Genomic DNA, 24,372 nt, shown 5'->3' with positions numbered 1-24,372 from the left:
TAAATTTTTGGAACAGTTTTGCGTATAACTTCTTTCAGAGTGTACTTGAGTCTTCCCTAACTTCTCTCCCTATTAATTGATGGCTTTTCTTTTACCCTTTTTGATAAGTTCGAAAATGAAATCACTAAATCAGGATATCTTTTCTTTTTGAAAAAAACCAAACAACATTAAAAGTAATTTCTTACATTGCAATTCCTAAAATTATGACAGAAATGAAAAAAAACACCCTCAAAATTTTAAATTATTCCTATATGTTATTAGTTTTTTTAATCTACTCATGTAGTACTGAAGAAACTGTATCGAATCAAACTTTAGAGGCTCAAACTTGGTTTAAAAAATACGAAGCTGAAAGCCCAAATTTTTATCTGTTCCAAAACTTAGAATACAATTGGAACTCCGCAAAATTAATATCTTTAGAAGATGGAAATCAGACCATTATTGTACCTGTTATTGGATTAAAAAAGAGCCAGTCAGAAATTTGGGAGCAAAAATTATATATATACAATCAGGGAACAAATAATTACAAAGCTTTAATATTTGAAATATACCCTGATAAGAATGCATCTCTTGCACAACAATCAATTGAAGGTAAAGACTTTAGCGGTTTTATAAGTACCTGGGATTTAAAAACGGGTTTATTAAGAGCTGCTGAATTTAAAAACAATCAGGTTGTTCAGAGTGGAGGTATAACAATAAAGTCTAAAACAACAGGTAAAATGCAAAATCTTACCCCTCCTTGTTTTGATTTAGAAGGTAATTGTGGTGGCGGGGGAGATAGTGATCCAGTGCCCCTTAGAGAGGTAATTATTACCAACAATAACAGTAATAGTAATGGAAGCGGAAATAGCGGGTATGAGAATTTATCTTTTAGTGGAGGCGGAAGTGCATATAACGGTAATTCTACTAATTCTTTTGTAACCTATGGCGGCGGCGGGGGAAGTAATAACGGAAATAATAGTAGTAATACTGAGAATTGTGGTAAAGGATATATTAAAAAATTAGGGAAATGTGTTTCTGTAGCCAGCCTTATTGAAGACAGGATAAAGGATAGTCTTGACCCTTGTCCAAAGGCTGTCCTTGAAGAATTGAAAAACGGCAGTGCTGATATTACACAAATTTTAAAAGATTTAGGTGTCAGCGAAACAATTACCATTAATATGAAATCTGATTCTAAAATTTCAAGACCTGCACAGTCTCGTAAAGTAAATGGTAGTACCAATAATTATAATCTTTTTATAAGTTCAGATTACACCAGTGCTACTGCTCTTTTTAGGGCATCGAATATATTGCACGAAATAGCACATTGCTATTTTTTTAGTTTAATTGACCAGCAGACTATTACCAATAATCCGAATGTTTTAAATGATTTCCCTTACTTGTACCAAGCTTATTGTGATAAAAATTACCCTCCAACAGGTAGTCAATCAGCCAATGCTCATCACAATGAAATGGCAGAAAAATATGTAAAAACAATTGGAGCAGCTTTACAAGAATTTCAGACAGGAATACCTGTTCCTGCTAATCAGGAACCATTACAAGCATATACGGATTTGGCATGGGGAGGTTTGCAGGAGGCTCCTGTATTTGCAGAGAAATTCCCTGTAGGGAGTGCAGATTATCTTCGAATAAAAGGAAGGTATGAGGCCGAGAGTAGAGTTAACACTACTGTAAACGGTCAAACAACAATTGGAAAACCTTGTAACTAAGAGATACCATGAAAAAATATATTTATATAGTTAGTTTATTATTTATTATTTATGGCTGCTCTTCTACAAATATGAGCATTGCACCTATAAATGCGTATTTAAAAGAAACCGTTAAAACCAATGATTCTATAGTAATTATCACAAACAAAATTAATAATAATTATACATTGGATTTGTGGAAGGAGAGAGTTAATATCAAAGATGCTAATCCGGATATGAGAGAAAGTATTGATGAAAACCCAAGAATTTATGAAGAGAAATATTGGAATGAAATAAACGAAAAATACCGCAATCAGGATACCGATTCTTTGTGGTTGAGAAATTCATTATGGAAACAAAAAGAGTTTAAAAATTTTAAAGTGAAATTGATGACCGAGAAAGTCTTTCCAAAACCTTACCTATATAATAAATACAATGAAGCGATGGATAAATTACCCGAAAGACTTACTTTTTCATTTTCAGAGCCAATGATTTACAAAAAAGAATTTGTTGTTTTTGCTTTTGCTAAAACAACAACAGGAAGACAATTTATAAATCCTATATCTTTTATGATTATGAAAAAAGAAAAAGGTAAATGGGTAATTGTTAAAGAAATAACGGATGGGGCTTATTATTAGGTTTTAACCAGATCGATTTGGCTTGGGGTGGTTTGCAGGAGGCTCCTGTATTTGCAGAGAAATTCCCTTTAGGGAGTGCAGATTATCTTCGAATAAAAGGAAGGTACGATGCTGAAGGTTTTAATCGAACAATAAATGGAGAAATAGCAATAGGAAAATCTTGTAATTAATATCTTATGAAAAAAATATTTATATAATTGGTTTATTATTGCTTATTTATAGCTGCTCTTCTACAAATAAAAGCATTGCGCCTATAAATACCTACTTAAGAGAAAACATTAAAACCAATGATTCTATAGTAATTATCACAAACAAAATTAATAATAATTACATCACTAGTGTCCACTAAAAATTAAAATAAGTTCTTTGAAATTATTGTAAATCTGTATTTTGAGAGTCATTTTAGAGCGTGACGATTTGAAATGATTATTATGTTCGTAAATCAATATTACGAATATGAATCACGGTAAATATGTCTTTTCTCAACTGATTGAATTTCTTCCTCAACGTGTTTTTGACAGGTTAACTAGTAAATATTCTGGCAATAAATCGGTCAAACATTTTACTTGTTGGAATCAATTATTATGTATGCTTTTTGGTCAACTTTCAGCAAGAGAAAGTTTAAGGGATTTGATAATTCTTATAGAAGCACATCAATCAAAATCATATCATTTAGGATTTGGCAAAAATGTAACTCGTAGTAATTTATCCAAAGCTAATGAAAATCGTAATTATAAAATATTTGAAGAGTTTGCCAATCATTTAATATTGATTGCCCAAGATAAAAAAAGCAATGATACCTTTGAAATAAAAGGCAATATTTATGCTTTTGATTCTTCAACAATTGATCTATGCTTGAATGTATTTTGCTGGGCTCACTTTCGAAAAACTAAAGCAGGGATAAAATTGCACACTCTCTTTGATATTAACACGCAAATCCCGGTATTTATTCACATTACAGAAGCAAATGTACACGATGTTAAGGCAATGGATGTAATAGATTATGAACCATTTGCTTATTATATTTTTGACCGTGCTTATGTTGATTATGATCGACTTTTTCGAATTACAAAAGCTAATGCTTATTTTGTAGTTAGAGCAAAATCTAACGTGAAATTTAAAAGAATGTATTCTTCAAAAATTGATAAAACCACTGGAATTAAATATGACCAAATCGGTAAAATAGAAGGTTTTTATACCTCAAAACATTATCCAGAAAAGATACGAAAAGTAAAATTTTTCGATACTGAAAATAAAAAAATGTTAGTCTTTTTGACCAATAATTTTGAATTATCAGCTCAAGATATTGCACTACTCTACAAACAAAGATGGCAAGTAGAACTGTTCTTTAAATGGATAAAACAGCACCTAAAAGTTAAGACCTTTTGGGAAACAACAGAAAATGCTGTTCGTATTCAAATTAATGTAGCAATTGTGACTTACTGCTTGGTCTCTATAATAGCAAAAGATTTAAAAATCAATCGCTCAACCTACGAAATTCTACAAATTTTATCCGCATCATTACTCGATAAAACATCTGTAAATGAACTACTTATGAAATCAGATTACAATAATATCAATGAACATAATACTAACCAGCTGGTTTTTAACTTATTTTAAGTGGACACTAGTGTAATTACATATTGGATTTGTGGAAGGAGAGAGTTGAGTTTAAAGATGCTAGCATATATATGATGGAAGTAGTTGATGAGAATCCAAGAATTTACGAAGATAAATATTGGAATGAAATAAACGAAAAATACCGCAATAAAGACACCGATTCTTTGTGGTTGAGAAACTCATTATGGAAACAAAAAGAATTTAAAAATTTTAAAGTGAAATGGATGACCGAAAAGGTTTTTCCAAAACCATACATAGGTAATGATTATATGGATAAAATACCCTCAAAACCTACTTTTTCATTTTCAGATCCGATGATTTACAAAAAAGAATTTGTTGTTTTTGCTTTTGCTAAAACAACAACAGGAAGACAATTTATAAATCCTATATCTTTTATGATTATGAAAAAAGAAAAAGGTAAATGGGTAATTGTTAAAGAAATAACGGATGGGGCTTATTATTAGGTTTTAACCAGATCGATTTGGCTTGGGGTGGTTTGCAGGAGGCTCCGATATTTGCAGAGAAATTCCCGGTAGGCAGTGCGGATTATCTTCGAATAAAAGGAAGATATGACGCTGAAAGTAGAGTTAACACGACTGTAAACGGTCAAACAACAATTGGAAAACCTTGTAATTAAGACACTATGAAAAAATATATTTCTCTATTTATTAGCTTGATGATTAGTTTATTTGTTAGTAATTGCACTACAATTAAAAGAACCAATACTCCTATCAACGATTATTTAACTTCGTTAAACTTGAAGAATAAAAAAATAATGATAATTCAAGAAAAAATTAATAACAATATTACAATTGGTATTTTTAAAGGCGAAACTTTAGATTTTGCTGAACCTAATACAACTATAATAGGAGAAGGTGCACAAGAACCTATCTACGACGAAGTTCTATGGGAAAATATGAAAAAAAAATATGAAGACCTTAATCATCGTGATTATTGGATAAAAGGAAAATATTGGACAAAATATGACTTTAAACACAATGACATCACGTTTATAAAATTAGAAAAATTTCCTAACCCAGGGAAATATGAAAAATTTGATTTTAAAGAAATTTTAGATGTCTTCTCTTTTTCAGAGGTAATCTATTATAATAATAAAAAATATGCTGTTTTTACTTTACAGAAGACCAATACAGACGTTCTTTTTATAGGTAAAGCATCTATACTAATTATGGAAAAAATAAATAGTAAGTGGGAAATAGTTCAGGAAGTAAGTGACGGAATATATAACTAAAAAACGATCTGAGGTTATTATTATAATGATTTTTATAATGTTCTTCAAATTGTAATAATATAGTATGAAAAAAAATGTTTATATAATTGGTTTATTATTGCTTATTTATAGCTGTTCTTCTACAAATAAACGCATTGCGCCTATAAATACCTACTTAAGAGAAAACATTAAAACCAATGATTCTATAGTAATTATCACAAACAAAATTAATAATAATTACATTTTAGACTTATGGAAAGAGAGAGTTGAGTTTAAAGATGCTAGTATATATATGATGGAAGTAGTTGATGAGAATCCAAGAATTTACGAAGATAAATATTGGAATGAAATAAACGAAAAATACCGCAATAAAGACACCGATTCTTTGTGGTTGAGAAACTCATTATGGAAACAAAAAGAATTTAAAAATTTTAAAGTGAAATGGATGACCGAAAAGGTTTTTCCAAAACCATACATAGGTAATGATTATATGGATAAAATACCCTCAAAACCTACTTTTTCATTTTCAGATCCGATGATTTACAAAAAAAAATACGCTGTTTTTGCTGCATCTAAAACCACTACATCACGACAATTTATAAACATTATATACATTGTAATTATGAAAAAGGAAAAAGGCAAATGGATATTCGTTAAAGAAATAACAGACGGGGCTTATTATTAGGTTTTAACCAGATCGATTTGGCTTGGGGAGGTTTGCAGGAGGCTCCTGTATTTGCAGAGAAATTCCCTGTAGGGAGTCCGGATTACCTTCGAATAAAAGGAAGATATGACGCTGAAAGTAGAGTTAACACTACTGTAAACGGTCAAACAACAATTGGAAAACCTTGTAATTAAGACACTATGAAAAAATATATTTCTCTATTTATTAGCTTGATGATCAGTTTATCTAGTAGTAATTGTTCTACAAGTAAAAGCAAAAATGCTCCTATAAACGATTATTTAACTTCGTTAGACTTGAAGAATAAAAAAATAATGATAATTCAAGAAAAAATAAATAACAATATTACAATTGGCTTTTTTAAAGGTGAAACCTTATATTCTACTGAATCTAAAACAACTATAAAAGCATACGGTGTTGAAGAACCTATATATAATGAAGCTCTATGGGAAAATATGAAAAAAAAATATGAAGACCTTAATCATCCTGATTATTGGATAAAAGGAAATTATTGGACAAAAAATGACTTTAAACATAATGACATCACGTTTATAAAATTAGAAAAATTTCCTAACCCAGGGAAATATGAAGAATTTGATTTTAAAGAATTGTTAGATGTTTTCTCTTTTTCAGAGGTAATCTATTATAATAATAAAAAATATGCTGTTTTTACTTTACAGAAGACCAATACAGATGATAAATTATTAGGTAATGCATCAATCCTACTTATGGAAAAAATAAACCGTAAGTGGAAAGTCGTTCAGGAAGTCGATGACGAAATATATAACTAAAAACGATCTGAGGTTATTATTCTTCACCTGTTGGGTAAAATAATATTCTGTAAATTCAAACTTCGCCAGCATTACTAATCTCCCATCTGGTGACGAGCTCCAGCTGCCACCAAAAAGGAATCAGTCAATAACTATACGATTTATATTAACACTGACTATGTTGATAAGACACAGTTATTTATTGCCGCATCAATTCTTCATGAAACAATACATGCTTATTTTATGAGCCTTTTTGACGAGTATCATAACGGCACTCCTGTAGATGTTATTGAACGAAGATATATTAAAGGGATTAAAAACTTATTCGAAATTTACATTCCTATTACAGATCAAGTTCTTATCTTTGATAATTCAGAAGGTAAGCATAAATTAATAGCTGAAAAATCAAGTAGTGACGAATTAAACATTCTTGATGAACAAAAGTTTAACGAATTAAAAAATTACTTATGACACCTGAAGCAAAAATAGAACGCAGAAACAAAATCTTAAAAGGGCTTGAAAAAGCTTATGAGAAAATGCTTGACTTCAAAAAAGAGCGTAAAAGTGAACTTGTAATCATACAAGACAATAAAATTGTAAAAATAAAACTGTAAGAAGTACTTCAGGTAACAGCAAGGGATTCGTTGCGTGCGAAACACCAATAATGAAGCCCGTGTTGAACGGAACCGCTCAACATCCATTCCTATGGGTTTTTCGATAAAAGAGTCACAAGAATTTCAAGAGGATTTAGTGTCCTCTTTTTTTAAAGTGGTTTCGCAGATGGTTTTGTTGTGTTTTCCTACACAAAGTTTTCCTAATGAAACGTTGGAAAATGTCTTCTAATTTGCGCAATTTTTTAATGTTCTTTTAGATTCAAAACTTCTCAAAGTCTGCGACTATAAATAACATTTTATGGAATATATCTTTTTGAGAAGGAGAGAGCAGACCAAATAATTTTTGGTAATTTGTAATCTTTTTTTGGTTATTTTTGAAAGTATACAAACGTACCAAACATTCGTATATACACCCAATTTCGGGTACATTGGCGCTACTTTGTGGCGCATATAAATAATATTTATACCACATTGTAAAACGACCGAAACAGACAAGAAAATCAGAGTAAGACAAAAGAATGAAAAGGAAAGAATTTGAAAAGGAGTTTTTGACCTACAACGAAAATGGAAAACAATTTTGGGTAATAACTAAAGTGAAAGAATTGCCAACAGAAATTATTGCTATGGCAAAAAACCTCGCTGACTTGGATTTTATAAAGTATGTAAGAATAACAGACGAATCACTTTCTGCTTCAAGTGAAAATTATCCGAACAGACCAAAAGTTCCAATTACACATATGAATCACGACACTGCAATAGGAATACAAATTTTATACAGCACAGACTACAAAACAATTGACTTTTTTGACATTAATTCCCCAGTCAAAGGAAATGGAAGTAAAATGGTAGACGCTATTTTAAAAGACTTACCAAAAGATTGGCAACCTGCTGTTGTAATGGATTGGAGTGATGGATTTTGGGATAAAATGGAAGAGAAATATAAAAATTTTGAATGGATAATGTAAAACTAAAATGATAACTACCACAAGACAAAACATACTGAATATTAACAGCAAAGAAGAACAACGAAGGCATAGCAGCACCTACCCAAAAGTGGCGGTTCAGTGAATAAATCAAGCTTTGTGCTTCTATCAAAGTTTCTGCTTGGTTGACAGTGAAGTGCTTTGAAATCGCCACCTTCGGTTAGCCGCAAAATGTTGTGCGTATTTTGAGAAAAAAAGAAAAAACAGAAGATAAAATGGAAACAGAAATAGAAAAATTAATTCCACATAGATTTCCTTTTTTATTTGTAGATAAAATCATAACCGCAAATGAAAAAGAAATTATCGGAATTAAAAGTTTTGACAAATCAAACGATATGCTAACAGGTAGTTTTCCCGAATTTAATTTTATTCCTGGAATGATTTTAGTCGAATCAATGGCTCAGTGTGGAGGTGCAGGCGTGAAAAAAGCTAGACTTGCAGATGGATTATTCGGACTAGCAAGTATGGAAAATGTGACTTTTTTAAAAGGAGTGACTTATAACGAAGAAATTAAATATGTCATTAAAAATATTAGGATAAGTAACAAATTAATAAAACAATCTGGAATTGCATAAGCTAAAAATGAACCCATTTTTGAAGCGACTTGGCTTTGTGCGAGAATTGACTAAATATTAATAAAAAACGAACGCACAACCGCCATTTTGAGCTAGCTGGAATTTAGTGAAATTATAGTTTCTCATCAAGTTTTCGTTAAGCCGAAAACTGAGCGATTTCGAACTTCCAGCCATCTCAAAGTGGCAAAACGTTAGTGGCAAGCAAACCGAAAAAAAAGCAGAAACCTAAATATGAAAATTAGACTCTTAATACTTCTTATCCTACTTTTTATTTCTTGTAAAAAAGAATCCGAAAAAGTCCAGAATAAAGAATCTAATACGATTGTAATAAGAGAAACCGAGGTTAAAAATATTGACACAATCCAAATTTCAAAAAAACACAAAACAAACAAAATCCTGTGTGATTTAGACGGAGATAATTTGAATGAAATAGTTGAAATTGTTAGAAGTACGAAAAACGGAAAAAGCGGTTTGAGAATAATCTTTGGAAACGGAAATAGAACTGATTATTTCGGAATGGGCAATAATATATTAGAGCAAGGTTTTGACGAAATTGATTGGGCGGGAATTTTTGAAAAAGCACCGAAAAATGAAATCTATTGGAATAATGTAAATGAAGATGGAGAAATATTAACCGATGAAGAAATAAAAGAATCTGATAAAGTCAAACTCTTGAATGATGGAATATTTATACACGCAGAAGAAAGTTGTGGAGGAGGAATAATTTATCTAAAGAATGGAAAATACGAATGGATTCAACAAGAATAAATTACCAGCCACTAGTCGAGTAGGTAAAGGGAAATCTCACCCCTAAACCTCTCACAGAACAGTACGTGAACCTCTCGATTCATACGGCTCTTATTATGCAGTCGATTTGCCCTTCTTTATTAGACTAATTTGTAGCCTAGTCCCATCTGGGGCATTCTATGGTAAAAAACAAATCAGAGAGATAAGACGGAAATGTAAAATCTTCGTAAACCACCAACAACTATCAAACAAAAAAACTATGGCACTTATCAATCCACACATTAATTTTAATGGCAATGCCCAGGAAGCTTTTGAATTTTACAGAGCTGCATTTGGCGGAGAATTTTCAAAAGTGGTTCGTTTAAAAGATTTAGCGGGGCCTGATTTTCCGGTAGCTGAAAATGATGAAAACAAGATTTTACATATTTCCTTGCCTATTGGTAAAAGCAACAGGCTGATTGGAAATGATGTCCCGGATTTTTTAGGAAAAGTAAACGAGAATGAAAACAGAAGTAAGATTTCAATTACTACTGAAAGCAAACAAGAAGCAGACCAATTATTTCATAGCCTTTCCGCCGGAGGAGAAATAGAAATGCCAATTGCAGATAGCCCGTGGGGATCTTATTTCGGGATGTTCAGGGATAAATTTGGCATTGAATGGATGGTAGAATTTGACCCAAATTACAAAGGGTAATATTTAAGCGATACAAAATCCCAAAAGCTAAATTCCTGTTTCAAATCAATAATGGAATTTCTTGTATAGCAAATCAGCCCTCAACTTCGTACCTTTGCAGCCTTGGTAAAACCTAAAAGCAATAGAACAACATGATCGAAGATAAAAATCCACAACGTACCAGTATAGCGCAATTAGGCGAGTTTGGTTTAATAGAACATTTAACCAGGCATTTTGATGTAAAACAAGCATCGACTTTAAAAAGCATTGGCGATGACGCAGCTGTCCTTGATTTTAAGGATAAAAAAGTAGTCGTTTCAACCGATTTACTGATTGAAGGTGTACATTTTGATCTGGCTTACATGCCATTGAAACACTTAGGATATAAATCTGTTGTAGTGAATGTGTCTGACATTTGCGCTATGAATGCCAAACCAACGCAAATAACGGTTTCTGTAGCCGTTTCTAACCGTTTCCCATTAGAAGCCTTAGAAGAATTATTTGAAGGGATTACTCGCGCTGCACAAGAGTATAAAGTAGATGTTATTGGCGGTGATACAACCTCATCTCAAAAAGGACTAATTATCAGTATCACAGCAATTGGTGAAGCAGATGCGGATGAAATCGTGTACAGAAACGGAGCAAAACAAACCGATTTATTGGTGGTAACAGGCGATCTTGGAGCAGCATATATGGGGTTACAGGTGTTGGAACGTGAAAAACAGGTTTTTCAGGTAAACCCAAACAATCAGCCGGACTTAGATCCTTACACTTATTTGGTGGAAAGACAATTAAAACCAGAAGCCCGAAAAGATGTTCGCACGCTACTTCATGCTTTAGATATAAAACCAACGGCAATGATTGATATTTCAGACGGACTTTCATCTGAAATTATTCATTTGTGTAAGCAGTCAAAAGTGGGTTGTAATTTATACGAAGACAAACTGCCACTGGATCCTCAGTTTATTTCGACCTGCGAAGAATTTAATATTGACAGCACAACCGTTGCGATTAACGGCGGTGAAGATTATGAACTGCTGTTTACAATCGATATTAATGATTTTGACAAAATAAAAGGAAATCCAAACTTCTCCATAATTGGACACATGACAGATGAAAGCGAAGGAATTCATCTGGTGACAAGAGCGAATACTAAAATTGCCTTAAAAGCAAGAGGCTGGGATGCCCTGACTGAGTAATTTTAAAAATTTCAAATAAAAAAATCCAAATTCCAACGATACAATATATTGGAATTTGGATTTTTTAGTTTTGGATATTCGTTTAAAAAAGTCCCTTGCTTTTGGCTTCTTTTACTAAATCATCGTCTGAATCTGTTTTTATTTTCAGAAGTTCCTTAAGACCTTTTTTTCGTCTTCTGATGGCGTTTAAGGAAATAGGGATATAATGTGGCATTTCTTCTTCAGAAGTTCCTTTAGACAAATGAAACAAAATCTGTTTATCGAATTCATCAACTTCAATTGAGTTATGAGGCGACTGATTGAGCATTTTCTGAACCGACTGACTGTAATATTTATCGCTTTTCATCACTTTATCAAAAGCAAAAAGCAATTCATCAAATGTCAGGTCATTTTTAATAATCAGGCCATTGGGCTGTATGGTACGGATAATGGTTTTAATTTTGAGCAATTCGGTATACATGGTAAGCAGGATAATCTTGCAGTTTGGCATGTATTCCAGAATTAGTTTTGCTATATCCTCTCCTGAAAAAATTTCTTTTTCATCATAAGCAGGCATGCTGATATCTAAAAACGCAATATCGAAAGGAATAGTTTCAGGGCTGGTAATAATTTCATAAGCCGATTTACAATCTTTGGCCTGCGAAATCAAAAACTCGTGGCTTTCCGGATTATAACGTGTTATAGCATTTTTATAACCCTCAATAATAAACGGATGGTCGTCTACAATCAATATATTGCTTGTTAGCTTAAGCGATGGTGGTAAATCAGCTTTCATTATGAATTTTATTTATTTTTTGATCTATTGGTATCTTTACAAGAATAATAGTTCCTTCCCCCTTTTCCGAGTTTATTTCGACATCTCCGTTGCATTCTGCCGTTCTGTATTCAATATTTTGCAACCCGATCCCTTTTTTGGTTTTATGAGTATTAAACCCTATTCCATCATCCGATATTGATAAAACTAAATAATTGATCTCACTTTTAAATTCAATAGTAATTGTTTTTGCTTTTGCATATTTATTACAATTCTGAAGCGCTTCCTGAATTATCCTATATAAATTGATCTTAACAACATTACTTACCAGATCCCATTTGATATTCGAGTCAATGTTATAAACCAATTTTGTATCGAATGTATTGGTCTGATTTTGAAATAGTTTTTCTAAAATCGCAACAAAATTATTAATCACTCCGGATTTTTCTTTGTTTAAATCATGCGAAATTTCACGGATATCCTGTTCAATCTCTTTTAATTCAAGCAGGTATTTTTTTCTTTTATCAGCTGCTTCTTCTTCATCTAATTTATCAAGGCTGTCTAAACTGATCCTGATACCAAACATTCTCCCTAAAACTCCATCGTGCAGTTCCTGGGCCACTTTTTTCTTTTCCCTGATTCGCATAGTCTCAATTGCATTTTGCTGCGAAATCATCAAATTATAAATATCCTCGTTGGCAATTTGCTGTTGCTGCTTAAAAAGCAATTCTCTGTTTCTTGCCTGCTGAGTTTTGTATATGTACAAAAACAAACCTATCAGTGAAAGAATACTAAAAACATACACCAAAGTCCTGTTCTGTATTTCTAAACTCGAATTTTCGCTTTTTATTTCATTGGTTTCGTATTCTATTCGGGTAAATTTATCCCCCATTTTGCGTTCAGCCTTTTGCAGACTGTCATTTATGCGAATATAATCTTCTGAAAATTTTGACGCTTTTTTGGGATGTATTAAAGATAACTGCTTTAAAGCGACCAGTACATTACGAAAATTTTTGGTACGTCTTGAAATTATAAGTGCCTGATTTGAATAGTGCAAAGCTTTTGCCGTATCTTTCTTTGCAGCAAAATACTCTGATAAATGCATTTTACTCGCTGTTATACCTGCTGTCAGCTTTAAACTATCCCTTATTTTGAGTGCCTTGTAAAATAAACCCGGAAGCTCTTTGTTTTGATTTAATTTAAACTGGGAATACGCTAAATTATCCATCAGAATGGCATATAATTCAGGCTTTTGACTAAAGAGATTTTTTTCTTTTAATCCTTCCTGAAAATAAAAATTGGCTTTTTTGTAATCATTAAGATTTTGATATACGAATCCAAGGTTGTTTAAGGACGTTGCTTTTGACTGGAACTCAGCAGGTATGATCTTATCATCTATACTAGCAATGGCTTTATTATGAAATTCAATCGCCTTTTCGTACTCCCCTAATTCGTTGTATAGAATTCCAAGCAGATTATAAGCTTCATATAAGATATCATTATTGTTTTTCCCCCTGATGACTCTTAAGGCATTAAAAATAGCCTTCTCACTGCCATAAAAATCACCTTCGTTATATTGCAGTAAAGCCTTGCTCAGTCTTGTTTTAGCCAAATTATAAAAATCATTACTTGCTAAATACAGTTTTTCCGCTTTATAATAAAAGGCAAATGCACTATCTGAAGATGTTTGAGAACTGTAATAATCCCCTAAATAAATATAAGCTTTAGACATTGAAACCGAATCCTTTGCTTTTTCAGCTTTTTCTAAGACAATTTTAACGGTTTTATTATAATTGCTCCAATCTCTCATATTAAAATAACGATTGGCAACTTTAAAAAGATTTACCCTTTTAATTGAATCATCGGGCTGGCTCATAATGACTTCAAAAGCCTTTTGATTGTACTTTTGCTTTATTGAGACAGGTAACTCGTATTCGTTAGCCAACGACAAATACAGATCAAGACTATCTCTTGACTGACTGGATACACGAATACTTTCATTTTGCTTCGTACAGCTAATCAAAAAAATAAGTAATATCAGATAGTTTTTTTTCAATTCTGTCTTAAAAATTTACTCAAAAATACAAAACTATACATTAGACATAAAGAAAAAGACCATCTAAATTAGACGGCCTTCCCTATATTTAAAATGAATTACAGCTAATTAATCCACTTTTCTGCTTTGTCCTGCTGACTGATTTCCGTCAATGCTTAGTTTTTGATTTGATAAATCAGAGCCCATCATATCCACTTTTCTGCTTTGTCCTGCAGACTGATTTCCATCAATACCAATTGTTGTATTGTTTATTAAAGTATCATTAGTAGTTTTTGCAGAAGTATTAAAAGAAGTTAATACCATTACTAAAGAAAATAATCCAGTTGTTAAAGCTAATTTTTTCATGATTGTCGAGTTTATATTGTTATACTTTTTTACTTTTTTTATTCCGTTTCGTCCGGAATTCTTTGGTAAAACTAAACAGTAAAGGGCAACAATCACCTAAAAAAAAGGCGTTTATGGTCAATGCTATCCGTTCATTAGTGAATGGATAGCAAATCAGAGCAGATGGTTTTATTTTAAGTTTCTATATAATTTTCATTGGCAAATTCACTAATTATGAAATCTACATTTGCTTTATAAGACTTTGAAAACGGGAGTTTTATGGTCGTTTTTTTAATATAACATAAGGAGTTACCTGTGTGGATCCTCGAAATATAATTTCTGTTTACTATATAACTGTTATGAATTCTGATAAATGGATTAGACAAAACGGTTTCAAAATGTTTTAAGGTTTTAAAAGCTGTAATCATTTCTCCACTTTTCAGATGAATATCAGTCGAATTATTATCTGCCTGAAAATAACAGATTTCATTTGAATCAATATAACGGTGATCGCCATATGATTTTACACATAAAATAAAGGATTTTCGATTTTTATTGATTTGACTTCCTTCTTCCTGATTTTGCTTTTTTTTTGGCTTAAGTTTTTGAACCAGAAGCACTTCATCCTCGTTGTATAATTTATTCAATTTATGAATCAACTTTACCAGGTCAATTGCTTCAATTGGTTTTAGAAAATAATCATTTACTTCATACTGAATACAATCAAACGCTAAATCTTTACTTTTTGTTGTGACAATAATTTTTGGCAGCTCTTTTAAATACATTAATAAGCCATTAATTAAAGTCAGAGAGAGTCCGCTGGCTTTATCTTTGGGATCAATTTCTAAAAAAACCAGATCAGGCGTGTGTTTTAAGATCAGGTTTATACCATCGTTATAATTATCTGCAGAAGCTATAAAATTCAGCTCTGAAAACTCATTTGCCAGCTTCCTGATTCTTTCAACACTTACCGAATCATCATCTATAATAATGTAGGTGTAATTCATTGTTTTTGTGATTAAATTATGGGGTTAATCTTAAAATTTGGAGATATTTAATTTAAAAAGTGAACATCTAAAGTTATAAAAAATATTGAAATACCTATCCAGATAAACAAAAACACTTGCCTTAAAGGCATAAAAAAACCCAAACTCCTAATCGGAATCTGGGATCTAATATTTTGAAAATTAAAAATTACATTTTCATGAGCCAGTTTTTCATTGAAACTTCGTTTTCGATAATACCTCTTAGTTCAGAGATTTTAACCCGGTCTTGTTTCATCGTATCTCTATGACGAATTGTGACAGTTTCGTCTTCAAGAGTTTGGTGATCAACCGTGATACAAAATGGAGTTCCTAATGCATCCTGTCTTCTGTAACGACGCCCAACCGCATCTTTTTCATCGTAAGAAACATTGAAATCCCATTTTAAATCTTCGATGATTTTTTTAGAAATCTCAGGTAATCCGTCTCTTTTGATTAAAGGCAGAACAGCAGCTTTTGTCGGAGCTAAAACGGCTGGTAATTTCAGCACAGTTCTAGTCGATCCGTCCTCTAAAACTTCTTCCTGCAACGATGTTGCAAAAACAGCTAAAAACATACGATCCAGACCTACAGACGTCTCTACAACATACGGAACATAGTTTTCATTGAGTTCCGGATCAAAATATTGCAGTTTTCTTCCGGAATATTGTTCGTGCGCTTTTAAATCAAAATCTGTACGGGAGTGAATTCCTTCTAATTCCTTAAATCCAAATGGGAAATTAAATTCAATATCAGCAGCAGCATTTGCGTAGTGTGCTAATTTTTCATGATCATGAAAACGGTAATTTTCTTTTCCTAATCCTAGAGACAAATGCCATTTCAAACGTGTTTCTTTCCAGTACTCGTACCACTGCATCTCTTCTCCAGGACGTACAAAAAACTGCATTTCCATTTGTTCGAATTCACGCATACGGAAAATGAATTGTCTTGCAACAATTTCGTTTCTGAATGCTTTACCGGTTTGAGCAATTCCAAAAGGAACTTTCATACGGCCAGATTTCTGAACATTCAAAAAGTTAACAAAAATACCCTGAGCCGTTTCCGGACGTAAATAAAGATCCATTGCATTTTCTGCAGAGGCTCCTAATTTAGTTCCGAACATCAGGTTAAACTGCTTAACGTCTGTCCAGTTTTTAGAGCCTGTTTCAGGATCAGCGATTTCAAGCTCTTCGATTAAAGCTTTTACATCTTCTAAATCTCCGTTTCCTAAAGAACGCCCTAAACGCTCTCTGATTTCTTTTTCTCTGGCTAAATATTCAATTACTCGGGCATTTGTTGTTTTAAATTCCTCTTCATTGAAAGCATCACCAAAACGGGCTTTTGCTTTGTCAATTTCTTTTTGCGCTTTTTGGTGAATTTTTTCAGCAAAGTCTTCAACTAAAACGTCAGCTCTGTATCTTTTTTTAGAATCTTTATTATCAATTAATGGGTCATTGAAGGCGTCAACGTGTCCTGAAGCTTTCCAGGTTGTCGGGTGCATCAATATTGCAGCATCAAGACCCACAATATTTTCATTCATCTGAACCATTGATTTCCACCAGTATTCACGAATATTCTTTTTTAATTCGACACCATTTTGAGCGTAATCATATACTGCGCTCAATCCGTCGTATACTTCGCTTGACGGAAAAATAAATCCGTACTCTTTTGCGTGCGAAACCGCATTCTTAAATATATCTTCTTGTTTTGCCATAGTGGTGCAAAAATATAAAAAGTGAATTTAAAAAAAAGAAAAATAGTTGAAGATTCCCAGTGATTACTAATTTTTTAGAAATAAATCACGGTTTTTCTGTTTCCTGATAGAAATTTATATTTTTTATAATAAAGAAGCCCTTGTTTTGGTCCATCAACTATTGATTTACATCTAAAATAAAATCCAAAGCCAGTCGTTAAAAAACTCATTATTCAATTAGATGAACTATTTTTTATAAAATAAACCATTCAATTAATTGTATTTTTTTATAAATTTTATCTTACATTTATTTTTTAAAATAATACTACAAATGCTAGAATCTTTAAAAAATCTTTTTTTTCCTAAAGTGTGCGCCGGCTGTCATTCCCTTTTAATGACAAACGAAAATGTTATATGCACCAGCTGCCGGCATGAAATACCTCTAACACAATATCATTTAGATACTAATAATGAGGCCGTCAAGAAATTTTATGGCAAAATTGACATTGAACATGCATCGGCATTTTTGTATTTTAACAAAAAAGGAATTGTACAGGAACTAATACACAATTTGAAATACAAAGGATTCGAAGAAATTGGAACAGTTCTGGGAAACTGGTATGTAGAAGATTTAAAAAGCATTCAGCCTAAAGTACCTTTTGACGCTGTAATTCCTGTACCGCTTCATCGAAAGAAATTTAAGGAAAGGGGCTATAATCAGGTAGCGAATTTTGGTAATGCTTTATCAAAAGGACTGAATATTGACTATAATGAAACTATTTTGTTTCGGAAAAAATATTCGAAAACACAATCCCAAAAAAACCTTTTGGGAAGATCAGAAGGAATAGAAAATATATTTGATGTGCGTTTTTCAGAAGAAAATCACAACAAACATTTCTTACTTGTCGATGATGTTCTTACAACAGGTGCCACCTTAGAAGCCTGCTCACGGGCATTACTCAAAATTCCCGGAACAAAAATCAGTATTGTGTGCATGGCTATGGCTAATTCTTAAATCAGTTTACCAGTATTTTTTTGATAATTTTTTTGCTCCCATTGAGAATGGTTACTAAATACAATCCTGCAGATGATTTTTTTAATTGAATGTTTTGATCAAAATAAGCTCCTTTGCCAAAATTTTCATTATATACATTTCGACCCAGGACATCATGTACTAATATTTCTACATCTTTAGTAGGATCACATTCAAACTTAACGGTAAAATTACCATTATTTGGATTTGGATATAGTGCAAAATCCACGCTTTCGAATTCAGAATCATCCAGAGTGAATACCTGACTGCAAATAGTTACCGATGCCGAATTTATAGTTCCGAAACGGCCAGAAACAGCATCACGAACCTCAAATTTCCATGTCCCCTGAGGATTTTGCCCTTTGAATGCGTTTAAAAATTCTGCAGGTACAATCATCTGACTCGTTGTTTTAGAACAATCTAATTCGGCTCCAGAATCATCATAATTCAATGTCAAAGTAGAATTAGTGCTGCCACAATTCTTATCAAACAATTTTACGGTTGTTCCCAGTGGACTTATGATTTGAATTTCTAAATCTGAAAACCTTTCATGCGTTACATTTACTGCGACTTTTACATCTGAAACTATTCCTGTATCCGGCACATTTACAGTTTTGGTTGTAAAGGCAGATCCAAAAGGTATAGTAAAAGAACTTCCGAAACTATAAGAATCGCAAGTCGTTGCTGATGTATAACCTATAGCAAAAGAACTAGCATTTAAAGCATAATAAATGTTAGCGACTGGCTCAATTAGCAGCCTGCAATTTGTAGCGGCAATATCTGAAGGTACTGTTATGGTCTGCGAGCCATCGTTTGGTGTATCTGCTGCAAGAATTACAGGAAAAGTCAAACCTCCATCTATAGACAATTTAATATTTACATTATTGGAGCCCGGTAATGTATTCGTATTTTTCACATCCCAGTTTATGGTCTGAAAAGAACCTTTTTGCCACCCTATGTCATTTGTATTTTGCGAGGTTACGGCAAACGGACCTACCGCAGCATTTACAGTAACAATCATGTTATCGGTATTAGTCTGAGGGATTGTTAAAGCTGCATTATCCCTTCCCGTAAGTGAAAAATGCAAAGTTCTTGCCACTGACGAAACAGATTCCCAGGTGGTGGTTAACCTGTTTTGAAGTACTGTGTTTAAGCTTGGCATATACCTAATAGATGAGTTGTTTGGCGGAAAAGATCGAAACAATGACCCGTCAGGTTTAGCAGGATAAGCAATACTATTACTTCCGGATGTAGTGGTCGCACTATCATTTTGCTCCCAGCAATAAGTAACTGTATCGCCGTCCGGATCAGAGCCTGTTCCGGTTAAAATAAATGGGGTATTAAATGGAATGGTATAATCGGAACCTGCACTTACAACCGGCGGATTATTATTTATTGGCGAACTAACCGGGCATGATTTAGTAGCAAGATTATTCTGGATTTGTAAAATACTTGCGTAAGCAAAATAATCATCAGAAACATTCTGAATATTATAATCATTTGTTACTCCTGCATATCCCATAATAGTCGAACCACTACCCGGTTCTACATTTGTGCCTGTTCCTTCAATTTCATGAGAAAAAGTATGGGTACCTCCTAACTGATGCCCCATTTCATGTGCTACAAAATCAATATCAAATGTATCTCCCTGAGGAATTCCATCTGAAGGAGAGGTATATGCACTCCCTTTTGCCTGATCATCTGACGAAGAAACAGGATTATCACATACACAGCCTATACAACCCGCATCTCCTCCGCCACCTGAACGGCCAAATAAATGCCCTATATCATACCCACTGTTGCCAATAACGGTAGTTAATGTTTGCTGAACTTCTAAGTTCCATGCCCCATTTGCGCCTTGCGGTGCGTTAGAATAAGGATCTGTTGATGCATTTGTATAAATAATATCTAAATTATTTGGTATTATAGTTAATTGCACAGCTAAATCTTTATTAAAAACGGCATTGACTCTTGTCATAGTGGCATTCATTCCGGCTAATGCGCCTTCTTTTGTACCTCCAAAAAATGCCGTGTATTCTCCTGTACATGATAATGCAAGCCGAAGTGTTTTTAAGGTTTTAGTATTAGATGTCGTTTTTGCTGTTTTATCTGAAGTTTTTTTAGTAGTTGCTTCTTTTGTTTTACAAATGAGCAATTTTGAAGTATCTTTATTTTTTGATCTAAACAACACATATTCTGACTTATTCTCTGGATTTTGCTCTATAAATTCAGATGCTTTTCCTGAACGGATTACCATAGTCTGAACCCCTATTGGAGCTACACTAAAATGGATTTTTGCAGTTTTATCATCTAATCCCGTACCTGAATAAGCCCTGATTTCAGGATATTGTGCCTGCAATTCCGGATCAAAATTCGAGGATTCCCAAACCACAAATCGTTCTAAAACACCTTCAGTATTTGGAACCGTGATTTCAGAAACGGCATTTTTTGACGTCTTGCCTGAAGCTGCAATTTTCTGAATCAAAAGATTCTCATTCAGTTTATAATATAACTTTTCCTGACCAGGAAGACTTTCTGTTTTTTTTGCTGAAACAGAATTCACTTTCTCCCAAATAACATTTGTTTGTGAATGAACTGTTATACAGAAAAAAATAGAAAGCAGAATTAGTAGCTGTTTTTTCATAATCAAGACGTTATTTAGAGACTCAAAATTAAATTAATTAAGTCAAATTCTTCTCTATTCTCGACAGATATTTATTTCGCCTCGACAAATTACCTGTTTTTCACAAAAACCAAACGAATCAAATTAAAAAATCAATTCAGGTTGCTATCAGATTTAAAATAGATAGTATAAATTTGCAGCATCTTAAATAATTTGTTTTGAAGGTCTTTCATTCTCTTAACGATTTCCACTCTACCAAGAAAACCATTTTAACTCTTGGCACTTTTGATGGCGTGCATATTGGTCATAAAAAAATTCTCGAAAGAATTACTCAAAACACTGAAAACCGGCAATATGAAAGTCTTGTTCTAACTTTTTTTCCACATCCCAGAATGGTTCTTCAGGAAAAATCAGAAATAAAACTTTTAAATACCATTCAGGAAAAATCTAAACTTCTGCAAGCAACCGGAATTGAAAACCTTGTTATTCATCCATTTAATGAAAGTTTTTCAAGATTAACTGCCGAAGAATTTGTACGTTCCATTTTAGTAGATCAGTTCCATATCCATAAAATAATTATTGGCCACGACCATCGTTTTGGCAGAAACAGAACAGCCAATATTGATAATCTAATCGCTTTTGGAGTTGAATATGGTTTTGAAGTTGAACAAATTTCGGCTCAGGAAATCCAGGATGTTTCAGTAAGTTCTACTAAAATCAGAATAGCATTGCAGGAAGGTAATATGGCTTTAGCCAATGAATATCTGGGTTATACTTATTTTCTAACTGGCGATGTTGTAAAAGGAAAACAGCTGGGAAGAACAATTGGGTTTCCAACAGCTAATATCCAGATTGCAGAAGACTACAAACTGATTCCGAAAAATGGTGTGTACGTTGTAAAGACTATTATTGATCAAAAAGAAGTTTTCGGAATGATGAATATTGGTCTCAATCCAACTGTAAATGGGCAAAAACAATCTATAGAAGTAAATCTTTTTGATTTTGATACCGATATTTATGGGCAAAAACTGGAGATTTCACTATTAAAATACCTCCGCGAAGAACAAAAATTTGGCTCAGTTGATTTGCTGAAAGAACAACTAAATCTGGATAAACAGACAGCTCAGGAATTTGTGAGCCTGTTGTAAATATTTCAAAACCTATACTTTTCGTTATTTTTAAATCATTGTATTTATTTTTTTAGTAAATTTAATATACTTTACTAAATACCAAGTATTTACTATTAACCTCTTTAAAAATAACCATCATGAAATTACCAAAAGAAATTGTCAACGGATCACTAATATTCCTTGGCATAGGCATTTATTTTTTATTGATGAATGTATTAGGTTTAGCAGATTTATTCTATTTGCGAACCCTTAATGTATTTTTTATCTTTTATGGTGTAAACAGAACTATGCAAATGAATCTTCACGAAGGAGAAACTAACTTTGTATCTAATGCTGTTTCAGCGATGGCTACGTCTGTAGTGGGTGTATCAATGAGCGTTTTCGGTCTGTTAATTTACAGCTATGCAAGAGGCGGAGATGCTTATGTCAAGTCTTTATCCGAAACTTTTATGTTTGGAGGAAACCCATCTGTACCTACTTATTGTATCTGTTTATTATTTGAAGGACTCGCCTCTTCAGTTATTGTCACTTTAATGATGATGTTATACTGGAACAACAAATATATAGCCGATTAAATTTTTAAAATAAAAAAGGTTTTTAAGCACTCTAAAATCATAAAAAAGTACAATTCTATGATTTTAGAGTGTTTCTTTTTTGAAAATAACTGTCAAATATTCATTTACAGCAATCAGCATTGGTTGATTAGAACTATTTAACTACTTTTGAAGCATCAAAAACAATGTATCAATGAGCGTTACAAAACACAACTGGACAAAAGACGAAATAATCGCCATATATAACAAACCCCTGATGGACCTTCTGTATGAAGCAGCAACAATACACAGACAAAAACACGATCCTAACGTAGTTCAGGTATCTACTCTACTTTCTATTAAAACCGGAGGATGTCCTGAAGATTGTGGGTATTGCCCACAGGCCGCACGCTACAATACAGGGGTTGAAGGAAATGATTTAATGAGCGTAAGCCAGGTAAAGGCTCAGGCTTTGCGTGCCAAATCGAGCGGATCATCACGTGTTTGTATGGGAGCTGCCTGGAGAAATGTAAAAGACGGTGAAGAATTTGATCAGGTTTTAGAAATGGTTCGTACCATCAACAAACTGGATATGGAAGTTTGCTGTACTTTGGGTATGATTACCGAAAATCAGGCGCAGCGTCTGGCAGAAGCAGGTTTGTATGCTTACAATCACAACTTAGATACTTCTGAAGATTATTATAAAGATGTTATTTCAACACGTGCTTTTGAAGACCGTTTAGAAACTATTGAGAATGTCCGTAAAACCAATGTTACGGTTTGCAGCGGTGGAATTATCGGAATGGGGGAAAGTATCGAAGACAGAGCCGGAATGCTCGTTGCACTTTCTACTTTAAATCCACAGCCTGAATCTGTGCCGATCAATGCATTGGTAGCTGTTGAAGGAACTCCTATGGAAGATGAAAAACCAGTTGAAATCTGGGAGATGATTCGTATGGTAGCCACTACCAGAATCGTAATGCCAGAAACGCAGGTTCGCTTATCGGCAGGAAGAACCAATATGAGCCGAGAAGGACAGGCTATGTGCTTTTTTGCAGGAGCCAATTCTATTTTTGCAGGAGACAAATTACTTACTACTCCAAATCCGGATGTAAACGAAGACATGAAAATGTTTGAAATGCTGGGGCTGATCCCGCAAAAACCTTTTACAAAAATATCTCAGCCACAAACGGTAGAAGCTGCAGATTCTCAATTTGCTCCTTTAGGCGAAAAACCAAAATGGTCAAGACCAGGGCATACTATTGAAAGAAATGTTGAACATTCGATAAAGTCAAAAGTTTAAGATTTTTTCGATTTCCCATAAAAAATGCTTTTGACTCACAATTTGTCAAAAGCATTTTTTGATTTTAATCATTTGAAATCGCTTCCCTTAATCTATCTCCGAGATTTTCAAATTCGCTAACCGTATTTCCGGAACTCAATTGTTTGTCAATATTCATTTTTAAACTGCCTTTTTTAAAAGTAACGCTATAAACAATTTCATCTGCATCCCTTTTTTTCCACATCAAAATTTCGCCTTTAGTGAGCAGATATTTTTCATCCAGATGATCCATTAGCATTCTTTTTACTTTCTCATTTTTATGAGAATCAAAAGAGGCTTTGAAACTATAAGATGAATCTGAATTCTGAACCGATACTGATGAGCTTGAACTCGTAGTTTTTGTTTCTGTTTTTTTAACTTTTGGAAGATTTGGCACTGCCGGTTTACTTTGGCAACTTGCTAAAAAACTAATACTTACAAAAAAAAGTACTATAATAATTTTCAT

Annotated in this window: 28 protein-coding genes; 21 read left to right on the top strand and 7 right to left on the bottom strand. The window is 33.0% G+C overall.

What is annotated here, in order from left to right; translation table 11 throughout:
• Positions 1 to 212 precede the first annotated feature (212 nt).
• The 17 genes from ACNC7R_RS01090 to thiL all read left to right on the top strand — a co-directional run bounded on the left by ACNC7R_RS01090 (position 213) and on the right by thiL (position 11,417).
• Positions 213 to 1,706: a hypothetical protein gene (locus tag ACNC7R_RS01090; protein ID WP_417939151.1), complete on the top strand. Its 1,494-nt coding sequence runs from the start codon at positions 213 to 215 to the stop codon at positions 1,704 to 1,706.
• An 8-nt stretch (positions 1,707 to 1,714) separates the two neighbouring features.
• Positions 1,715 to 2,323, top strand: coding sequence for a hypothetical protein (locus ACNC7R_RS01085; RefSeq protein ID WP_417939150.1), 609 nt, complete (start codon positions 1,715 to 1,717; stop codon positions 2,321 to 2,323).
• 17 nt (positions 2,324 to 2,340) lie between these two features.
• A complete protein-coding gene (locus ACNC7R_RS01080; protein ID WP_417939149.1) occupies positions 2,341 to 2,493 on the top strand; it encodes a hypothetical protein in 153 nt (50 codons plus the stop codon).
• A 286-nt stretch (positions 2,494 to 2,779) separates the two neighbouring features.
• A complete protein-coding gene (locus ACNC7R_RS01075) occupies positions 2,780 to 3,943 on the top strand; it encodes an IS4 family transposase (RefSeq protein WP_417939148.1) in 1,164 nt (387 codons plus the stop codon).
• Between the two features lie 71 nt (positions 3,944 to 4,014).
• Positions 4,015 to 4,407: a hypothetical protein gene (locus ACNC7R_RS01070; protein WP_417939147.1), complete on the top strand. Its 393-nt coding sequence runs from the start codon at positions 4,015 to 4,017 to the stop codon at positions 4,405 to 4,407.
• 17 nt (positions 4,408 to 4,424) lie between these two features.
• A complete protein-coding gene (locus ACNC7R_RS01065; RefSeq protein WP_417939146.1) occupies positions 4,425 to 4,580 on the top strand; it encodes a hypothetical protein in 156 nt (51 codons plus the stop codon).
• Positions 4,581 to 4,586: 6 nt separating this feature from the next.
• Positions 4,587 to 5,195 (top strand): hypothetical protein, encoded by a 609-nt coding sequence (locus ACNC7R_RS01060; protein ID WP_417939144.1) that lies wholly within the window; start codon positions 4,587 to 4,589, stop codon positions 5,193 to 5,195.
• Positions 5,196 to 5,259: 64 nt separating this feature from the next.
• Positions 5,260 to 5,859 (top strand): hypothetical protein, encoded by a 600-nt coding sequence (locus tag ACNC7R_RS01055; RefSeq protein WP_417939143.1) that lies wholly within the window; start codon positions 5,260 to 5,262, stop codon positions 5,857 to 5,859.
• A gap of 17 nt (positions 5,860 to 5,876) precedes the next feature.
• Complete coding sequence (locus ACNC7R_RS01050; protein ID WP_417939142.1) at positions 5,877 to 6,032, top strand: hypothetical protein; 156 nt, start codon at positions 5,877 to 5,879, stop codon at positions 6,030 to 6,032.
• 6 nt (positions 6,033 to 6,038) lie between these two features.
• The gene (locus tag ACNC7R_RS01045) at positions 6,039 to 6,647 is read left to right on the top strand and encodes a hypothetical protein (RefSeq protein ID WP_417939141.1); all 609 of its coding nucleotides are present in this window, start codon (positions 6,039 to 6,041) and stop codon (positions 6,645 to 6,647) included.
• A gap of 222 nt (positions 6,648 to 6,869) precedes the next feature.
• Positions 6,870 to 7,097, top strand: coding sequence for a hypothetical protein (locus tag ACNC7R_RS01040; RefSeq protein ID WP_417939140.1), 228 nt, complete (start codon positions 6,870 to 6,872; stop codon positions 7,095 to 7,097).
• A complete protein-coding gene (locus ACNC7R_RS01035; RefSeq protein ID WP_417939139.1) occupies positions 7,094 to 7,240 on the top strand; it encodes a hypothetical protein in 147 nt (48 codons plus the stop codon). The genes ACNC7R_RS01040 and ACNC7R_RS01035 overlap by 4 nt, the downstream gene beginning before the upstream one ends.
• Positions 7,241 to 7,758: 518 nt before the next feature.
• On the top strand, positions 7,759 to 8,205 hold the full coding sequence (locus tag ACNC7R_RS01030) for a hypothetical protein (protein ID WP_417939138.1): 447 nt from the start codon (positions 7,759 to 7,761) through the stop codon (positions 8,203 to 8,205).
• Positions 8,206 to 8,438: 233 nt separating this feature from the next.
• On the top strand, positions 8,439 to 8,798 hold the full coding sequence (locus ACNC7R_RS01025; protein WP_417939137.1) for a 3-hydroxyacyl-ACP dehydratase FabZ family protein: 360 nt from the start codon (positions 8,439 to 8,441) through the stop codon (positions 8,796 to 8,798).
• A 231-nt stretch (positions 8,799 to 9,029) separates the two neighbouring features.
• Positions 9,030 to 9,566 carry a hypothetical protein gene (locus ACNC7R_RS01020; protein ID WP_417939136.1) on the top strand — a complete coding sequence of 179 codons (537 nt, stop codon included), beginning with the start codon at positions 9,030 to 9,032 and terminating at the stop codon, positions 9,564 to 9,566.
• Between the two features lie 238 nt (positions 9,567 to 9,804).
• On the top strand, positions 9,805 to 10,239 hold the full coding sequence (locus ACNC7R_RS01015; RefSeq protein ID WP_417939135.1) for a VOC family protein: 435 nt from the start codon (positions 9,805 to 9,807) through the stop codon (positions 10,237 to 10,239).
• 131 nt (positions 10,240 to 10,370) lie between these two features.
• Positions 10,371 to 11,417, top strand: coding sequence for a thiamine-phosphate kinase (gene thiL / locus ACNC7R_RS01010; RefSeq protein ID WP_417939134.1), 1,047 nt, complete (start codon positions 10,371 to 10,373; stop codon positions 11,415 to 11,417).
• Between the two features lie 82 nt (positions 11,418 to 11,499).
• On the opposite strand, the gene ACNC7R_RS01005 is transcribed toward thiL, so the two are convergent.
• The 5 genes from ACNC7R_RS01005 to ACNC7R_RS00985 form a co-directional block, all read right to left on the bottom strand.
• Positions 11,500 to 12,192: a response regulator gene (locus ACNC7R_RS01005; RefSeq protein ID WP_417939133.1), complete on the bottom strand. Its 693-nt coding sequence runs from the start codon at positions 12,190 to 12,192 to the stop codon at positions 11,500 to 11,502.
• Complete coding sequence (locus ACNC7R_RS01000) at positions 12,182 to 14,227, bottom strand: ATP-binding protein (protein WP_417939132.1); 2,046 nt, start codon at positions 14,225 to 14,227, stop codon at positions 12,182 to 12,184. Before ACNC7R_RS01000 ends, ACNC7R_RS01005 begins: the two co-directional genes overlap by 11 nt.
• Positions 14,228 to 14,335: 108 nt before the next feature.
• On the bottom strand, positions 14,336 to 14,572 hold the full coding sequence (locus ACNC7R_RS00995; RefSeq protein WP_417939131.1) for a hypothetical protein: 237 nt from the start codon (positions 14,570 to 14,572) through the stop codon (positions 14,336 to 14,338).
• 173 nt (positions 14,573 to 14,745) lie between these two features.
• Positions 14,746 to 15,558, bottom strand: coding sequence for a LytR/AlgR family response regulator transcription factor (locus ACNC7R_RS00990; RefSeq protein ID WP_417939130.1), 813 nt, complete (start codon positions 15,556 to 15,558; stop codon positions 14,746 to 14,748).
• Between the two features lie 187 nt (positions 15,559 to 15,745).
• On the bottom strand, positions 15,746 to 17,287 hold the full coding sequence (locus ACNC7R_RS00985; RefSeq protein WP_417939129.1) for a glycine--tRNA ligase: 1,542 nt from the start codon (positions 17,285 to 17,287) through the stop codon (positions 15,746 to 15,748).
• Positions 17,288 to 17,597: 310 nt separating this feature from the next.
• Here ACNC7R_RS00985 and ACNC7R_RS00980 point away from each other — a divergent pair, with 310 nt between their 5' ends.
• On the top strand, positions 17,598 to 18,281 hold the full coding sequence (locus ACNC7R_RS00980; RefSeq protein ID WP_417939128.1) for a ComF family protein: 684 nt from the start codon (positions 17,598 to 17,600) through the stop codon (positions 18,279 to 18,281).
• Between the two features lies 1 nt (position 18,282).
• Here ACNC7R_RS00980 and ACNC7R_RS00975 read toward each other — a convergent pair whose 3' ends face one another.
• On the bottom strand, positions 18,283 to 20,943 hold the full coding sequence (locus ACNC7R_RS00975; RefSeq protein ID WP_417939127.1) for a reprolysin-like metallopeptidase: 2,661 nt from the start codon (positions 20,941 to 20,943) through the stop codon (positions 18,283 to 18,285).
• Positions 20,944 to 21,140: 197 nt separating this feature from the next.
• Between ACNC7R_RS00975 and ACNC7R_RS00970 the strand changes: the two genes are divergently transcribed.
• The 3 genes from ACNC7R_RS00970 to bioB all read left to right on the top strand — a co-directional run bounded on the left by ACNC7R_RS00970 (position 21,141) and on the right by bioB (position 23,888).
• Positions 21,141 to 22,070: a bifunctional riboflavin kinase/FAD synthetase gene (locus ACNC7R_RS00970; RefSeq protein WP_417939126.1), complete on the top strand. Its 930-nt coding sequence runs from the start codon at positions 21,141 to 21,143 to the stop codon at positions 22,068 to 22,070.
• Positions 22,071 to 22,189: 119 nt separating this feature from the next.
• Positions 22,190 to 22,627 carry a hypothetical protein gene (locus tag ACNC7R_RS00965; RefSeq protein ID WP_417939125.1) on the top strand — a complete coding sequence of 146 codons (438 nt, stop codon included), beginning with the start codon at positions 22,190 to 22,192 and terminating at the stop codon, positions 22,625 to 22,627.
• A 172-nt stretch (positions 22,628 to 22,799) separates the two neighbouring features.
• Positions 22,800 to 23,888 (top strand): biotin synthase BioB, encoded by a 1,089-nt coding sequence (gene bioB / locus ACNC7R_RS00960; protein ID WP_417939124.1) that lies wholly within the window; start codon positions 22,800 to 22,802, stop codon positions 23,886 to 23,888.
• A gap of 64 nt (positions 23,889 to 23,952) precedes the next feature.
• On the opposite strand, the gene ACNC7R_RS00955 is transcribed toward bioB, so the two are convergent.
• Positions 23,953 to 24,372 carry a hypothetical protein gene (locus ACNC7R_RS00955; RefSeq protein ID WP_417939123.1) on the bottom strand — a complete coding sequence of 140 codons (420 nt, stop codon included), beginning with the start codon at positions 24,370 to 24,372 and terminating at the stop codon, positions 23,953 to 23,955.

It is taken from the genome of Flavobacterium adiutor (assembly GCF_048282555.1).
GTDB lineage: Bacteria > Bacteroidota > Bacteroidia > Flavobacteriales > Flavobacteriaceae > Flavobacterium.
Note: the sequence above shows the minus strand (reverse complement) of the source record. Positions and strands in the feature narration are given on the sequence as shown.

Bases quoted from the DNA above. Each gene is read 5' to 3' on its own strand.
- ACNC7R_RS01090 (WP_417939151.1), top strand. From the start codon at position 213: ATGAAAAAAAACACCCTCAAAATTTTAAATTATTCCTATATGTTATTA.
- ACNC7R_RS01085 (WP_417939150.1), top strand. From the start codon at position 1,715: ATGAAAAAATATATTTATATAGTTAGTTTATTATTTATTATTTATGGC.
- ACNC7R_RS01075 (WP_417939148.1), top strand. From the start codon at position 2,780: ATGAATCACGGTAAATATGTCTTTTCTCAACTGATTGAATTTCTTCCT.
- ACNC7R_RS01070 (WP_417939147.1), top strand. From the start codon at position 4,015: ATGATGGAAGTAGTTGATGAGAATCCAAGAATTTACGAAGATAAATAT.
- ACNC7R_RS01060 (WP_417939144.1), top strand. From the start codon at position 4,587: ATGAAAAAATATATTTCTCTATTTATTAGCTTGATGATTAGTTTATTT.
- ACNC7R_RS01055 (WP_417939143.1), top strand. From the start codon at position 5,260: ATGAAAAAAAATGTTTATATAATTGGTTTATTATTGCTTATTTATAGC.
- ACNC7R_RS01045 (WP_417939141.1), top strand. From the start codon at position 6,039: ATGAAAAAATATATTTCTCTATTTATTAGCTTGATGATCAGTTTATCT.
- ACNC7R_RS01040 (WP_417939140.1), top strand. From the start codon at position 6,870: ATGAGCCTTTTTGACGAGTATCATAACGGCACTCCTGTAGATGTTATT.
- ACNC7R_RS01035 (WP_417939139.1), top strand. From the start codon at position 7,094: ATGACACCTGAAGCAAAAATAGAACGCAGAAACAAAATCTTAAAAGGG.
- ACNC7R_RS01030 (WP_417939138.1), top strand. From the start codon at position 7,759: ATGAAAAGGAAAGAATTTGAAAAGGAGTTTTTGACCTACAACGAAAAT.
- ACNC7R_RS01025 (WP_417939137.1), top strand. From the start codon at position 8,439: ATGGAAACAGAAATAGAAAAATTAATTCCACATAGATTTCCTTTTTTA.
- ACNC7R_RS01020 (WP_417939136.1), top strand. From the start codon at position 9,030: ATGAAAATTAGACTCTTAATACTTCTTATCCTACTTTTTATTTCTTGT.
- ACNC7R_RS01015 (WP_417939135.1), top strand. From the start codon at position 9,805: ATGGCACTTATCAATCCACACATTAATTTTAATGGCAATGCCCAGGAA.
- thiL (WP_417939134.1), top strand. From the start codon at position 10,371: ATGATCGAAGATAAAAATCCACAACGTACCAGTATAGCGCAATTAGGC.
- ACNC7R_RS01005 (WP_417939133.1), bottom strand. From the start codon at position 12,192: ATGAAAGCTGATTTACCACCATCGCTTAAGCTAACAAGCAATATATTG.
- ACNC7R_RS00995 (WP_417939131.1), bottom strand. From the start codon at position 14,572: ATGAAAAAATTAGCTTTAACAACTGGATTATTTTCTTTAGTAATGGTA.
- ACNC7R_RS00990 (WP_417939130.1), bottom strand. From the start codon at position 15,558: ATGAATTACACCTACATTATTATAGATGATGATTCGGTAAGTGTTGAA.
- ACNC7R_RS00985 (WP_417939129.1), bottom strand. From the start codon at position 17,287: ATGGCAAAACAAGAAGATATATTTAAGAATGCGGTTTCGCACGCAAAA.
- ACNC7R_RS00980 (WP_417939128.1), top strand. From the start codon at position 17,598: ATGCTAGAATCTTTAAAAAATCTTTTTTTTCCTAAAGTGTGCGCCGGC.
- ACNC7R_RS00975 (WP_417939127.1), bottom strand. From the start codon at position 20,943: ATGAAAAAACAGCTACTAATTCTGCTTTCTATTTTTTTCTGTATAACA.
- ACNC7R_RS00965 (WP_417939125.1), top strand. From the start codon at position 22,190: ATGAAATTACCAAAAGAAATTGTCAACGGATCACTAATATTCCTTGGC.
- bioB (WP_417939124.1), top strand. From the start codon at position 22,800: ATGAGCGTTACAAAACACAACTGGACAAAAGACGAAATAATCGCCATA.
- ACNC7R_RS00955 (WP_417939123.1), bottom strand. From the start codon at position 24,372: ATGAAAATTATTATAGTACTTTTTTTTGTAAGTATTAGTTTTTTAGCA.